The sequence below is a fragment of the Pseudomonas purpurea genome (assembly GCF_039908635.1).
GTDB lineage: Bacteria > Pseudomonadota > Gammaproteobacteria > Pseudomonadales > Pseudomonadaceae > Aquipseudomonas > Aquipseudomonas purpurea.
Genome location: NZ_CP150918.1, coordinates 3,809,000 through 3,825,346, shown reverse-complemented (window position 1 = coordinate 3,825,346; position 16,347 = coordinate 3,809,000). Strand labels below are relative to the sequence as shown.

The following is a 16,347-nucleotide window of genomic DNA, read 5'->3' as shown; positions in this document are numbered from 1 at the left end:
ACCCCACATGAACACCCCTGTTATCGACGCTCAAGCAGACGTTTTTCAGACATCGGCCCAACAAGCCTTCTACCTGCGCGCCCAGGAACTGGGCGGGCAATCGCTGTTTGCCTGTCTGACCCTGGAGCTTGAACGCCAGCCGGATACCCAGGCCCTGGTGGCGGCGCTGGACGAACTCGGCCAGCGCCATGAAAGCCTGCGCACGGCTTACCGTCGCTTGCCGGGCATGAAGTGGCCCGTGCAGAGCCTGTACGACGAGCTGCCGGTCAACCTGCTAGGCACGCTGCCGTCCGTGGCTGAAGCGTTGCACCGCAGCCGCGAGATCATGGCCAATGATCCGGCCCAGGTACTGCTGATCGCTCAGGTCGAGCCCCAGGACAGTCAACCGCTGCTGACCCTGGTCGCACCGGCCAGCAGCCTGGATGAGGCGTCGTTGCGCGTGTTGGCCACCGAGCTCAAGGCGCTGTTGCGCGGCGAGGCACTGGCGGACAACGAAGAAGACCTGCAATACCTGGATTACGCCGCCTGGCAGGAAGAGCTGCGCGAAGAAGACATTGGTCATCAGGGCGCCGCGTTCTGGCGCAATGTCCAGCAGCAGTTCGGCGTTGCGCATCATCTGCCGTTCGAAAAAGCCCAGGGCATTTCCCTCCAGCGCAGCCAGGCCACTTGTGTAGCGCCACAGCTGTTGGAGGATGTGCAGCGCTTCGCCACGACCCATCAGGTTGAGGCCGAACGTGTGGCCTTGCTGCTATGGACGGCCTTCGTCGCCCGTATTGCCCATCAGGAAAAACTGCTGATGGGCTGGCAGGCCGACGGTCGTAACGAGCAGACCGCCGCCACCCTCGGTCGCTTCGCGCGGCGTTTGCCGCTGGCGTTCGACAACCGCCCGGGTGACAGCCTGGTGCAGGCGCTGGCCTCCTTCACCACTGGCATCGAGCAGTCGCTGTCGTGGCTGGATTGCCTGAACGAATTCGAACTGAGTGCCGAAGGCTCCGCACCGCAGCGTTATGGTTTCGTGTTCCAGAACCGCATCGAGCCGGGTATCGAGGTCGATGACGGTAACCCTGAGGTGCTGCGTTTGCGCGTCCAGGCTGAGCAGTTTGTGCTGTCCAGCCTTGAGGGTGCCGTGCCGGCCGCGATGCTCGCGGTCTGGCTGGAGCAGTTCGTCGAGTTCAGCCGTCAGGTGCTGGCGGCGCCGACGCAGGCGCTGGGTGATGCCACGCAGGTCAGCCCGGCGGAACTGTCCCGCCTGATTGAAGATTTCAACCCGCAGGCTTCGGGTCAGGCGTTGCCTTACCGCTACTTGCAGGAGCTGTTCGCCGAGCAGGCAGCGCGCCATCCGGGCCGCATCGCCCTGAGCGTCAATGGCCAGCGCCTGACTTATGCCGAACTGGATGATCGTTCCAATCAGGTGGCCAACACCTTGCGTGTGCAGGGCGTTCAGCCGGATCAGATCGTGGCGGTCTATGGCCAGCGCTCGGCGCAAATCGTCATTGCTTTGCTCGGCACGCTCAAGGCCGGTGCGGCCTACTTGCCGCTGGACCCGAATTACCCGCTCGACCGTCTGGCGTTCATGCTCGAAGACGCCGACGCCCGTCATGTGCTGGCGTGCCAGCCGCTGCCGGAACACCTGGACAGCGACCGCGTAATCTCCTTGATGGCCGGGGCGCCGGTCTGGTCCGCCTCGCAGGCAGCGCCAGATTCGGTGGGTGAAGATGCCCACCTGGCTTACGTCATCTACACCTCCGGCTCCACCGGTACGCCCAAGGGCGTGATGATCAGCCACGCGAATGCCGTGGCGTCGACCCTGGCGCGCAGCGTGTTCTATCGTCAGCCGCTGCGTTCGTTCCTGATGCTCTCGTCGTTCTCCTTCGACAGTTCGGTGGCCGGTGTTTTCTGGGCGCTGGGGCAGGGCGCAACTTTGTGCCTGCCGGACGAAGACAACTACAAGGACCCGGTCCTGCTGGCGGCACTGATTAAGCGCGAGGAGGTTTCTCACTACCTGACCTTGCCGTCTTACCACGCGCAAATTCTTGAACACCTCGACCAGCACGCCCTGGCGTGTGTGATCGTTGCCGGTGAAGCCTGCAGCAATGTCCTGGCAGCGCGCCATCGCGAGCAACTGCCGCACGTGGCGCTGGTCAACGAGTACGGCCCGACGGAGGGCACGGTCTGGTGTTCGGCCTGGGAACTGCCTGAAGGGCAGGACGGCGAGACGATTCCGGTCGGCCAACCGATTCCGGGGATGCGCATTCACGTGCTGGGCCCGGACTTGAGCCCGGTGGCCATTGGCGCCGAAGGTGAGTTGTATGTGGGCGGCGCGGGTATTGCGCGCGGCTACCTGAAACGCCCGGTACTGACTGCCGAGCGCTTTGTACCGGACCCGTTCGCCCGTACGCCGGGCCAACGTCTGTACCGCACCGGTGACCTGGGTCGCTATCGCGCCGACGGCGTGCTGGAGTACCTCGGTCGTCTCGACCATCAAGTGAAAATTCGCGGGTTCCGCATCGAACTCGGCGAGATTGAAGCGGCCATGCGCCAGGCGCCGGGTATCGAAGACGCCGCGGTCATCACCCGCGAAACCCCGACCGGCCCGCAGTTACTGGGCTTTGTCATTGCCCCGGCGGACACCGCGGAAATCCGTCTGGCGGAACTGCGCAGTCATCTGGCCGAAGTGCTGCCCGAGCATATGCAGCCGACTCGCCTGCAAGTGCTGGAACGTTTCCCGCTGATGCCCAACGGCAAACTCAATCGTCATGCCTTGCTGGACCTGGACGTGCGTCGCAGCGAGTTCGTGGCACCGCGCAGCGACCTGGAAAAAGTCCTGGCCGCGATCTGGGCCGAAGCCCTGCATGTGGAGCGTGTCGGCGTGCACGACAGCTTCTTCGAGCTGGGCGGGCACTCGCTGCTGGCCACGCGCATTCGCACCCGCATCCAGGAAGAGTTGAACCTGGCGATTCCGTTGCGGCTGTTCTTCGAGGGCGAAACCCTGGAGCGCCTGGCGACGGAAATCGAGCTGTTCCGCGAGCAGAGCGAACACAAGGAAAACGATGTAGACGCACTGGAAGCGTTGTTTGATGAAGTCGACGAGGAACAAACGCGATGAGTGCTGCACCGGACAGAATGATGACCCTGGCTCAGCGTTTCTGTGGCTTGAGCCCTGAAGCCCGGCGTACCTTGCAGCAAAAAATGCACGCTCAGGGGCTGACCCTCGAGCTGTTGCCGATTCCACCGCGTGACCCGGGCGTCGCGATGCTGCCCGCGTCCTACGCGCAGCAACGCCTGTGGTTTCTCTGGCAGATGCAGCCTGAGGCGACCGCGTACAACCTGACCGGTGCTTTCCGCCTCAACGGCGAACTGAACGTCGCGGCGCTGGAGCAGACCCTGGCCGCGCTGGTGCAGCGTCACGAAGTGCTGCGCACCACGTTCGTCCTGGACGAGCAAGTGGTGTTGCAGAAGATCCATGCTCACATGGCCACGTCGCTGATTCAGGTGACGGCAAATGACGAAGCTGAACTGCGGCACCACGTGGGGCTCAATGCCGAGCAGCCGTTCGACTTGCTCAACGGCCCGCTGATGCGTTGCCGTTTGATCCGCCAGGGCGCGCAGCAGCACGTGCTGGCGCTGACCTTCCACCACATCGTGACTGACGGCGCCTCGTTGCCGATTCTGTTGCAGGAATTCACTCAGCTCTACGGGCAGTTGAGCGCCGGTCTGACGCCGGCGCTGCCTGAGTTGGGCATTCAATACGCCGACTTCGCCCGCTGGCAGCGCCTGTGGCTGGAGGCCGGTGAAGCCGAGCGTCAACTGGACTATTGGCGTGGACAGTTGGGCCAGGAACATCCGCCCCTGAGCCTGCCCACTGACCGTCGTCGCCCGGCGATCCCGAGCCAGCAGGGCGCCAGTGTCGAGTTGAGCGTACCGACCGCGCTGTCCGGCGCCTTGCAAGCGCTGGCACGCCGTGAAGGCTGCACGCTGTTCATGGTGTTGATGGCTTCGTTGCAGGCGCTGTTGCAGCGTTACTCCGGCGAGCGCGACATTCGTGTCGGCGTGCCAATCGCCAACCGGACCCGCCAGGACGTGGAAAACCTCCTGGGGTTCTTCGTCAACACCCAGGTCCTGCGTTGCCAGCCCCACGCCGATCAGCCGTTCCTCGAACTGCTGGCCGAGGTCAAGGCTGCCGCGCTGGGCGCCCAGGCTCATCAGGACTTGCCGTTCGAACAACTGGTGGATGGCCTGAATGTCGAGCGCAGCCTGAGCCATACCCCGTTGTTCCAGGTGATGTTCAACCACCAGCGCACGGCGGGCGGCGAGCAGCGCTGGGACTTGCCGGGTTTGCGCGTTGAGCCGCTGATCTGGGATGAAAAGACCACCAAATTCGACCTGATGCTCGACACCGTGGAAAGCGACGACGGCATTCACGCCTCGTTTGTGTACGCCACCGAGCTGTTCGACGCCTCGACCATCGAGCGTCTGGGCCGGCACTGGCTGAACCTGCTGCACGCCATCACCCAGGATGGCCGCGTTGCCCTGGCGGACTTGTCCATGCTGGACGCGCAGGAGCATCAGGCGACCTTGCTGGACTGGAACCGCTCTGCCGGTGCGCCGGTCGCAAGCTCCTCGGCCGGGTTGTGCGCCCACCAACTGATCGAAGCCCAGGTCGCCGCGCACCCGAACGGCATCGCGGTGACGTGTGACGGCGCGACCCTGACCTACGCCGAACTGAACAGCCAGGCCAACCGTGTTGCCCATCGTCTGCGCGAGCGCGGTGTTGGCCCGGATGTGCTGGTGGGCATTGCCCTGGAGCGTTCGCTGGAGATGATCGTCAGCCTGTTGGCGATCCTCAAGGCCGGTGGCGCCTATGTGCCGCTGGACCCGGAATATCCGCAGGACCGCTTGGCCTACATGCTGTCTGACAGCGGCACGCGACTGCTGCTGACCGACTCGACCCTGGCCCCGCGTTTGCCGCTGCCGGACGGTGTCGAGGTGATCAGCCTGGACGACGCCAGTGACTGGCTGGCCGAGGCCAGCGCCGAGAACCTGTCGAACCTGACCACGCCGGACAACCTGGCGTATGTCATTTACACCTCCGGCTCCACCGGCAAGCCCAAGGGGACGTTGTTGCCCCATGCCAACCTGACGCGGTTGTTCAGCGCCACCGAACACTGGTTCGGTTTTGGCCCGGACGACGTCTGGAGCCTGTTCCATTCCTATGCGTTCGACTTCTCGGTCTGGGAAATTTTCGGCGCGCTGTTCTACGGCGGCAAACTGGTCGTGGTGCCGCACGGTACCAGCCGTTCGCCGGAAGACTTCGCGCAGTTGCTGCGTGACGAGCAGGTCACGGTGCTCAACCAGACGCCATCGGCATTCCGTCAACTGATGCCGTTCGCCTGCGCCAACGCCCAGGGCATGGCCTTGCGTTATGTGGTGTTCGGCGGCGAAGCGCTGGACATGGCGAGCCTGCGTCCGTGGTACGCGACGTTCGATGATCGGCAACCGGTGCTGGTCAACATGTACGGCATCACCGAAACCACGGTGCACGTGACCTATCGTCCGTTGTCGCGCCTGGACCTGGACGGAGCCAACAACTCGCCGCTGGGCGAGCCGATTCCGGACCTGCGCTGGTATGTCCTCGACCCTCGCCTCAACCCGGTGGCCAAGGGTTGCGTCGGTGAGTTGTACGTCGGCGGCGCGGGGCTGGCGCGTGCCTACCATCAACGCCCGGACCTGACCGCGCCGCGTTTTGTGCCGGATCTGTTCAGCACCGAGCCGGGCGTGCGTTTGTACCGTACCGGCGACCTGGCGCGCTACTGCGCCGATGGCAGCATCGAGTACGCCGGGCGGATCGACCATCAGGTGAAGATCCGTGGTTTCCGTATCGAACTGGGAGAAATCCAGGACCGCCTGCAAAGCCATCCGGCCATTGAACAGGCGCTGGTGCTGGCGCCGCAGGTCAATGGCAGCCAGCAACTGGTGGCGTACTTCACCCTCAAGCAGGACGACGCCGAGTTGCGCCAGTCCCTGCTCGAACACCTGCGCGCCGGGCTGCCGGACTACATGGTGCCGGTGCATCTGCTTACGCTCGACAGCTGGCCACTGACCAGCAACGGCAAGCTGGATCGCGGCGCGTTGCCGACCCCGGATGCGGCGCTTGCACAGCAGGACTACAGCGCCCCGACGGATGACATGCAGGCCGCGCTGGTCGCGATCTGGCAGGACGTGCTGAAGATCGAGCGCATTGGCATCAGCGACAACTTCTTTGAGCTGGGCGGCGACTCGATCATCTCGATTCAGGTGGTCAGCCGCGCACGTCAGGCGGGCATCCGCATCACGCCACGCGACCTGTTCCAGCACCAGACGGTGCAGAGCCTGGCCGGTGTGGCAGAGCGAAGCGCCGGTCTGGTGATCGACCAGGGCCCGGTGCGCGGCGAGGTGCTGCTGACGCCGATCCAGCACTGGTTCTTCGCGCAGCACATCGAGTCGCGTAACCACTGGAACCAATCGGTGCTGCTGGAACTGCGCGAGCCGCTGGACAGTGCCTGCCTGCAACAGGCCCTGACGGCGTTGCTTGAGCATCACGATGCCTTGCGCCTGCGCTTCCTCCACGTGGACGGCGTGTGGCAGCAGGCCCAGGCCGAACAGTGGAGCAGCGACGATCTGCTGTGGCAGCGTCAGGCCACGCAGGCCGAAGAACTGCTGGCCCTGTGCGATGCAGCGCAGGCCAGTCTTGATTTGCAGGACGGCCCGTTGCTGCGTGCCTTGCTGGTGGACATGGGCGCGGCCGGGCAGCGGTTGTTGCTGGTGGTGCATCACCTGGCGGTGGACGGTGTGTCCTGGCGCCTGTTGCTGGAAGACCTGCAAGCCGCCTACACCCAGGCACGGCAGGGTGAAACCCTGCGTCTGCCGGCGAAAACCAGTGCCTACAAGGACTGGGCGGCACGGTTGCAGCGTCACGCGCAAAGCACCGAACTACGGAACCAGGCTGCTTACTGGCAAGGGCAGTACCGCGACGTGCAGGTGGAACTGCCGGCGGACAACCCGCAAGGCAGCCTGGCCAGCGAGCATGCGGTGAGCGTCGAAACCCTCCTCGACAGCACCTTGACCCGACAGTTGTTGCAGGACGCTCCGGCGGCTTACCGCACCCAGGTCAACGACTTGCTGCTGACCGCGCTGGCCCGTGTGCTGGGCAACTGGACCGGGCAGTCGTCGACCCTGGTAAAACTCGAAGGCCACGGTCGTGAAGACCTGTTCGACGACATCGACCTGACCCGGACGCTGGGCTGGTTCACCTCGATCTTCCCGGTGAAACTGACCCCGGCCAGCGATTTGGCGGCGAGCATCAAGGCCGTCAAGGAGCAACTGCGCGCAGTGCCGGACAAAGGCATCGGCTTTGGCATTTTGCGTTACCTCGGTGATGCGGGGCTGGGCGACTTGCCCGAGCCGCAGGTCACCTTCAACTACATGGGCCAGTTCGACGCCAGTTTCGACGAGCAGGCGCCATGGCGTCCGGCGCGTGAAAGCGGCGGCGCGGAGCAGGGCGCTTCGGCGTCTCTGGACCGTGGCCTGAGCATCAACGGTCAGGTGTACGCCGGGCAATTGCGCCTGAGCTGGACCTTCAGCGGCGAAGTGTTCGCCCGTGAAAACGTGCAGCGCCTGGCCGACGCCTATGCGCTGGAACTGCAACTGCTGATCGAGCATTGCCTCAGCGGTGCCTGCGGCCTGACCCCGAGCGACGTGCCGCTGGTGAGCGTCGATCAGGCGCAACTGGATGCGTTGCCGATGGCGGCGCGGCAGATCGAGGATATTTTCCCGCTGTCGCCGATGCAGGAAGGCATGCTGTTTCACAGCCTGTTTGCCCCGGATGCCGGTGCTTACATTCCGCAGATGCGCGTGGACGTGCAGGGTATCGAGGTCGAGGCCTTCCGCACGGCCTGGCAACAGGCGCTGGACCGTCATGAGATCCTGCGTGCGGCGTTCTTCAGCGAGAGCAATGGCTCGCGGCCGTTGCAGGTGATTCTGGCAGACGTACAACTGCCGCTGACCGTGCTGGACTGGCGCGACAAAGCGAACCTGCCCGAGGCGCTGGAGCGTCTGGCCGAAGAGGACCGCCAGCGTGGATTCGACCTGACAGCCGCACCGCTGTTGCGCCTGACCCTGGTGCGGACAGCGGCGGACAGCCATCACCTGATCTTCACCAATCACCACATTCTGCTGGACGGCTGGAGCACCTCGCAGTTGTTCGGGGAAGTGCTGCAGCGCTATAGCGGGATAACGCCCGCCGCGAGCAGCGGGCGTTATCGCGACTACATGAAATGGCTTGGCGGTCGTGACCGTGTGGCCTGCGAGGCGTTCTGGCTGGAGCAACTGCAGACCTTTACCGAACCGACCCGACTGGCCGGTGCGCTGTCCGCGCCGACGGCGGCGCAAGCGTTGCAGGAGCTGGGCCATCAGACCCATCACCTGACGCTGGAGCGTGACGCCACCGAGCGTCTGAACCAGTACGCCCGCCAGGCCCGTGTGACCCCGAACACCTTGCTGCAAGCTGCTTGGCTGCTGCTGTTGCAGCGCTACACCGGGCAGCGCACGGTGGCGTTCGGCGCCACCGTGTCCGGGCGTCCGAGCGAGTTGCAAGGCATCGAGCAACAAGTGGGCCTGTTCATCAACACCTTGCCGGTGATCGCGACCCCGCACCCGGAACAGTGCGCGGCGCAGTGGGTGGCCGAGGTTCAGGCACTCAACCTCAAGTTGCGCGACGTCGAGCACACGCCGTTGGCGGATGTGCAACGCTGGGCCGGGCATAGCGGCGAGTCGCTGTTCGACACCTTGCTGGTGTTTGAAAACTACCCGGTGGCCGAAGCCCTGGAGAATGGCAACCCGAGCCCGCTGAAGTTTTCTTCCATCGCGCACTGCGAGCAGACCAGTTTCCCGCTGTCGCTGGCCGCCGAACTGGGCGAGAGCCTGCTGCTGCGCATCAGCTACGACAGCGCCCTGTTCGCCCGAGACGCCATTGGCGCACTGACGCAGCATTTGGTCAGCTTGCTCGATGGCTTGTGCACCACGCCTGAGTGCAAGCTGGGCGACCTGCCGATGCTCAGCAACGGTGAAAACCGCTTGCTGCTGGAAGACTGGAACCACATCGAAACCCGCTACCGCCTCGATGAGTGCGTGCATGAAGTATTCGAGGCGCAAGTGGCCCGCGCGCCGGACAGCCTGGCGCTGATCTTTGGCGAGCGGCAATTGAGCTACGCCGAACTCAACGCCCGCGCCAACCGTCTCGCACGTCGTTTGCGCGAGCAGGGTGCCGGTCCCGAGCAGCGTGTCGGGCTGGCGGTGGAGCGCTCGGTGGAAATGGTCATCGCCTTGCTGGCGGTGCTCAAGTCCGGCGCGGCGTACGTGCCGCTAGACCCGGCGTATCCGCAGGAACGGTTGACCTACATGATGGCCGACAGCGGCATCCGCCTGTTGCTGAGCCAGGCACGCGTGGTCTCGACCCTGCCGGTTCCGGCGGGCCTGAACACCTTGCTGCTGGACGATGCCGATGCACCGACGAATGAGGCCGATGCGGTCAACCTGCCGAACCTTAACGTGGCGCAGAACCTTGCATACCTGATCTACACCTCGGGCTCGACCGGTCAGCCCAAGGGCGTGGCGGTTACCCACGGTCCGCTGGTCATGCACTGCCGTTCGATTGGCGACCTGTATGGCATGACCCCGCAGGACCGCGAGCTGCAATTTGCCTCGATCAACTTCGACGGTGCCCATGAGCGTTACCTGACGCCGCTGTTGTTCGGTTCGGCGCTGATGCCGCGTGACAACGACCTCTGGGGCGTGGACCGCACGGTCGATGAAATCGAGCGCCATGGCATCACCATCGCGTGTTTCACCCCGAGCTACCTGCAACAACTGGCGGACTACGCCGGTGAGGCCGGGCGTCGCCTGCCGATCCGTTCTTACACGGTGGGCGGTGAAGCCACGTCCCGTGCCTGCTTCGACCATATCCAGCAGACTTTGCAGCCGCCGCGCATCATCAACGGCTACGGTCCGACCGAAACCGTGGTCACGCCGCTGATCTGGCGCGCCCATCTGGGTGAAGGCTTCGATGCGCAGTACATGCCGATCGGTCGTCCGGTGGGCGAGCGCACGGCGTACGTGTTGGACCAATGGCTGAACCCGGTGCCGGTTGGCGTCAGTGGTGAGTTGTACATCGGTGGCGGCGGCCTGGCCCGTGGTTACCATGAGCGTCCGGGGCTGAGTGCCGAACGTTTCGTGCCGGACCCGTTTGCCCGCGACAGCGGTCAGATGCTGTATCGCACCGGTGACCTGGTGCAGTACCGCGCAGACGGCGTGGTGGCGTACATCGGACGCATCGATCACCAAGTGAAGATTCGCGGTTTCCGTATCGAGCTGGGCGAGATCGAAACCCGCCTGTTGACCCATCCTCAGGTCAGCGAAACGGTGGTGGTCGCACACGATGCGCCACGCGGCAAGCAACTGGTGGCGTACCTGGTGCTGACCCCGGACGCCGACGGGCAGGCCGAGGCGCAGATCAAGGCCTGGCTGCAAGCCCACCTGCCGGACTACATGGTGCCGGCGCACCTGATCGTGTTGACGCAGATGCCGCTCAACCCGGCAGGCAAGCTTGACCGGCATGCATTGCCGGCTCCGCAGATTGCCCAGCGTCAGCAACAGGTCCAGGCACCGACCAACGAGATGGAAGCAGCGCTGCTGGCCATCTGGCAGGACGTGCTTAACGTCAGCCCGCTCGGGGTCAAGGACAACTTCTTTGAACTGGGTGGCGACTCGATCATCTCGATTCAGGTGGTCAGCCGGGCGCGGCACCAGGGCATTCGGTTCACGCCCAAGGACGTGTTCCAGCACCAGACCGTGCGTGAACTGGCAGCCGTGGCGCGCCTGAGCAGTGTGTCGATGATCGACCAGGGCCCGGTGCTGGGCGAACTGGCGCTGACGCCGATCCAGCACTGGTTCTTCGAACAGGACATTCCACAACGTCACCACTGGAACCAGTCGGTGCTGCTGGATGTGCGCGAGCCCTTGCAGTCGTCGATGCTGGAAAGCGCCTTGCAGCACGTGCATCAGCAGCACGACGCATTGCGTCTGCGCTGGCACTCGAACACCTCGGGTGCGTGGCAGGCCGAGCATGCGGCCATCGGTGAGCAGCCGTTGCTGACCTGCGTCGACGTCGACGTCGCCGACAGCGACGCTTTGCTGGCTTGCTGCGAACAGGCACAAACCAGCCTTGATCTGGAGCAGGGGCCGTTGTTGCGTGCGGTGCATATTCGCCTGGCCGACGGCGGTGAGCGCCTGTTGCTGGTGGTGCATCACCTGGTGATTGACGGGGTGTCGTGGCGCATCCTGCTGGAAGACGTGCAGTCGTTGTACCGCCAACAAGTGGCCGGGCAGGCGATGACGCTGCCCGCCAAAACCAGTGCGTTCCAGAGCTGGTCCCGGCATTTGCACGACTATGCAGGCAGCCCGCAGTTGCTGGCCGAACTGCCGTGGTGGCAGGCTCAGGCCGGTGATCACGGGACGTTGCCGCAGGACAATCCTCAAGGCAGTTTGCAGACCCGGCATTTCGCCTCGGTCAGCAGCCGTCTGGACAGCGACCTGACGCGCCAGTTGTTGCAGCAAGCGCCTGCTGCGTATCGCACGCGGATCAACGAGTTGCTGCTGACGGCACTGGCGCGGGTGATCTGCCGCTGGAGCGGACAACCGTCGGTGCAGGTGCAACTCGAAGGCCACGGTCGCGAAGGGCTGTTCGAGGAGGTCGACCTGACGCGTACCGTAGGTTGGTTCACCAGCATGTTCCCGCTGCGGCTGACCCCGGCCGACGACCTGGCGAGCAGCATCAAAGGCATCAAGGAACACCTGCGCCGCGTGCCGAACAACGGCATCGGTTATGGCGTGCTGCGTTATCTGGGGCAACAACCGGCCCTGGAAAACACCACGCGCATCACCTTCAACTACCTGGGGCAGTTCGATCAGAGTTTCGATGAGCATGCGCTGTTCGTGCCCGCCAGCGAAAGCAGTGGTTCGAGCCATGATGACCGTGCACCGCTGGGCAACTGGCTGAACATAAACGGCCAAGTGTATGGCGCCGAACTGGTGCTGAGTTGGAGCTTCAGCCGCGAGATGTACCGAGAAGACACGGTGCAGTATCTGGCCGATGCCTACAGTGCTGAATTGCGTGCGCTGATCGAGCATTGCCTGGCGCTGGAAAACGCCGGGGTGACGCCGTCGGACTTCCCGCTGGCGGGTCTGGATCAGGCCCAACTGGATGGTTTGCCGTTGGCGCCGTCGGTGATCGAGGACATTTATCCGCTGTCGCCGATGCAGCAGGGCATGCTGTTCCACAGTCTGATCGAAGCCGATCAGGACGATGGCGCCGGTGCCTATATCAACCAGTTGCGCATGGACATTGACGGGCTCGACGTACCGCGCTTCCAGCAAGCCTGGCAAACCGCGTTCGACCGTCACGCGATTCTGCGTGCTTCGTTCCACAGCCGCGCCGACCTGCCGCAAGCCTTGCAGGTGATTGCACGTCAGGTTGCGGTGCCGTTGCAGGTTGAAGACTGGCGCGACCAGGCGCAGTTGCCGGCGCGTCTCGATGCGCTCGCCGATGAGCAACGCCTGGCAGGTTTTGTGCTGGATCAAGCGCCGTTGCTGCGCTTGCAACTGGTGCGCACGAGCGAGGGGCGTCATCACTTCATCTACACCAGCCATCACATCCTGATGGATGGCTGGAGCAGCTCGCAGCTGTTCGGCGAAATCCTGCAAAGCTATGCCGGGCAGGCCTTGGCGCGAACCGCCGGGCAGTACCGCGACTACATTGGTTGGCTGCAACGCCAGGATGCGGCGCTCAGTGAAGCGTTCTGGAAACCGCTGTTGGCGCAGTTGGACACCCCGACCCGGCTGGCGGCCTCGCTGCCAGCGTTGACCGTCGACGGACCGGAGCGTTTCCTCGAATGGCACCACGACATCGAGGGGCCGGCGATGCAGGGCCTGAGCGAATTCGCTCGCGCCAGCAAAGTGACCCTCAACTCGCTGGTGCAGGCCGCGTGGCTGCTGCTGTTGCAGCGTTACACCGGGCAGCCGAGCGTGGCGTTTGGTGCGACCGTGGCCGGACGTTCGCTGGACTTGCCGGGGATTGAGGAGCAACTGGGGCTGTTCATCAACACGCTGCCGGTTATTGCCACACCGCAACCGGAGGCCAGCGTGCTGGAGTGGCTGGCTCAGGTGCAACAGCAGAACCTGGCGTTGCGCGAGTTCGAACACACGCCGCTGTATGACATCCAGCGCTGGAGCGGGGCGAAGTCGGATTCGTTGTTCGACAACATTCTGGTGTTCGAAAACTACCCGGTGGCCGAAGCGCTGGAGCAGAGTGGCCTGACCGGCCTGAAGTTCTCCGACATCGACTCCCACGAGCAAACCAACTACCCGCTGACGCTGTCGGTGGAGCAGGGCGAAAGCCTGTCGTTCGGCTACAGCTACTCGACCGCGCACTTCACCGCCGAGCGCATCGAACGTTTGCACGGCCACTTGGTGCAACTGTTGATGGCGATGAGCCGGGACCCTGCACGGACCCTGGGCGCGTTGCCGATGTTGAGCCTTGACGAACAACAGAGCGTGGTCGACGGCTGGGGCACCCGTGCCCTGGCACTGCCGTCGAGTGGTCAGTCTGCACGTGTGCCGTTCATGCATCAGCGTTTCGAAGCCATGGCGGCGGTAACGCCCGAGGCGCTGGCGCTGGTGTTTGAAGGCCGCAGCCTGACGTACCGCGAGCTGAACGGCCTGGCCAACCATCAGGCGTACATCCTGCGCGAACACGGCGTGACCCCGGACATGCGGGTCGGCATCGCGGTGGACCGTTCGCTGGAAATGGTGGTCGGGCTGTTGGCGATTCTCAAGGCTGGCGGTGCGTATGTACCGCTGGACCCGGAATACCCGCAGGACCGTTTGGCGCACATGATCAGTGACAGCAACCTGACCTTGCTGCTGAGCCAGCAGCACCTGTTGGCGGCGTTGCCGATCCCCGAGCAGTTGAAGGTGTTGTGCCTCGACCAGGCCTGCCCGCAAGGCAAGGAACTGGCCGAACGTGTGGCGGTGGCCGGTGCGGATGTCGCGGCGGGTGGGTTGAGCCCCGACAACCTCGCGTATGTGATCTACACCTCCGGTTCCACGGGCATGCCCAAAGGTGTGGCGATCAGTCATCAGGCGTTCAACCGTCATTGCGACGTGGCCATCGATTACTTCCGCCTGACGCCTCAGGACCGAGTGCTGCTGTTCTCGACCCTGAACTTCGACGGTTTTGTCGAGCAGCTCTACCCGGCGTTGTGCCACGGTGCAGCGGTGGTGATACGCGGCAACCTGTTGTGGGACAGCGAAACCTTCTATCAGAACGTGCTGCGCAGCGGCATCACTGTGGCCGACTTGCCGACCTCCTATTGGTTCCTGTTGGCGCAGGACTTTGCCAGCGCCGGGCCGCGTGACTACGGTTCGTTGCGTCAGGTCAGCGCCACGGGTGAAGCGATGCCGCCGCAAGGCTTGAGTGCCTGGAAAGCGGCAGGGCTGGAGTCGGTGCGCTTGCTCAACACCTACGGCCCGACGGAAACCACGGTCACCGCGACCTTCCTGGAGTGCGCCGATTACCTTGACGGCCAGCGTGCCGTGCCGGCCGTGATGCCGATCGGTCTGCCATTGGCAGGGCGCTCGATGTATGTGCTCGATGCCTGGCTCAATCCGCTGCCGAGCGGGGTCACCGGCGAGTTGTACATCGGTGGCGACTTGCTCGCCCGCGGCTATCACGGACGCCCGGCCCTCAGTGCCGAGCGCTTCGTGGCCGATCCGTTCAGCCAGCAACCGGGCGGGCGTCTGTACCGCACCGGGGACCTGGTGCGTTATTCCGCCGACGGTGAAATCGAGTACATCGGCCGAGTCGACCATCAGGTCAAGGTGCGCGGTTTCCGCATTGAACTGGGGGAAATCGAGTCGCGCCTGCAACAGCACGAACAGGTGCGTGAAGCGGTGGTGGTTGCTCTGGAGGGGGCCGGTGGCAAGCAATTGGTGGGGTATGTGGTGGCGGTGGACGGTTCGCAGTGCGATGCGTTGCGCGTTGAATTGCTGGAGCTTCTGGCCGAAACCTTGCCGGACTACATGCTGCCCAACCCGTTGATCCTGCTCGACAGCATGCCGCTGACACCGGGCGGCAAACTCGACCGCAGTGCCTTGCCTGCGCCGGACTGGCAGGGCCGCGAGTACGTGGCGCCGGGCAGTCGGGTGCAGCGTCAATTGGCAGCGGTCTGGCAGCAGGTCCTGGGAGTGGAGCGTGTCGGCCTGACGGATAACTTCTTCGAACTGGGCGGCAACTCGATTCTGGCCTTGCAGGTGGTCGCCAAGGCCAAGGCATTGTCTGGCGTGACACTGAGCCTGCGCGACCTGATGAGCCGCCCGAGCATCGGCGAACTGGTACAGACGGCGGACGAAGAGGCCAACCTCAACCCGCTGCTGTTGTTGAACACGCCGGTCAATACGCAGCCTGGGCTGTTCTGTATCCATGGCGGTTTCGGGACGGTGTTCGACTATCAACCGCTGGCCCGTCGACTGGATGGCCAACGCAGTGTGTTCGGTTTGCAAAGCCGGATGTTGCTCAGTGCGCAATGGCAGGACGATGACTTCGAGTCCATCGCCATTGATTACGCGCAGTACATCCGTCAGCAACAACCGCAGGGGCCGTATCAGTTGCTCGGTTGGTCCCTGGGTGGACCGTTGGCGATGCTGGTGGCGCATGAGTTGGAGAAGCAAGGGCAGCCGGTCGAGTTTGTCGGCGTGCTCGACAGTGCGTTGGTGGGCGTGGATAACCTTGAGCCATGGCAGGTCGCGTTGCAGGGTTTCCTCGACAGCGTTCTGCCGGGCCAACCCGCCGTTGTGTTTGCTGAACAGGCGACGGAGCCTGATCTGGCTGAGCTGACGGCGTTGATCGGGCGCGGTGTACGCCAGGGCGGTTCGCTCCAGGCCGGGGTCAGTGCCCACGACCTGGCGCTGGCCTTCACCGTGGATCGCCGCCTGAGTCGTTTGGCGGCCGCACATCCGCGACTGCCCACCGTATCGGCGGAAGTGGTCAGTTGGGTGTTGCCGGCTCATGCGCCGGCGGTGCGTGAGACGTTGGCGGCGTCGGGCAACCGGATCAAGGACGAATACGTGATCGATTGCAGCCACACGGCGATTGTCAGCGAAACCGGGTTCCTCGACAGCCTGCAAGGGCAATTGCAGGAGGTACTGGCGACCAGTTGATCAACGCCTGAAGCAATGCAAAAAGCCCCGGTGCCAGCG

Annotated in this window: 2 protein-coding genes; both read left to right on the top strand. The window is 64.1% G+C overall.

Going from position 1 to position 16,347, the window contains the following annotated elements; all coding sequences use genetic code 11:
- Positions 1–7: 7 nt before the first annotated feature.
- Positions 8–3,106 (top strand): amino acid adenylation domain-containing protein, encoded by a 3,099-nt coding sequence (locus AABM54_RS17120; protein WP_347901176.1) that lies wholly within the window; start codon positions 8–10, stop codon positions 3,104–3,106.
- Positions 3,103–16,308, top strand: coding sequence for a non-ribosomal peptide synthase/polyketide synthase (locus AABM54_RS17115; protein ID WP_347901175.1), 13,206 nt, complete (start codon positions 3,103–3,105; stop codon positions 16,306–16,308). Before AABM54_RS17120 ends, AABM54_RS17115 begins: the two co-directional genes overlap by 4 nt.
- The last annotated feature ends 39 nt before the right edge of the window (positions 16,309–16,347 follow it).

Coding starts and splice junctions, on each gene's coding strand:
- AABM54_RS17120 (WP_347901176.1), top strand. CDS start 8: ATGAACACCCCTGTTATCGACGCTCAAGCAGACGTTTTTCAGACATCG.
- AABM54_RS17115 (WP_347901175.1), top strand. CDS start 3,103: ATGAGTGCTGCACCGGACAGAATGATGACCCTGGCTCAGCGTTTCTGT.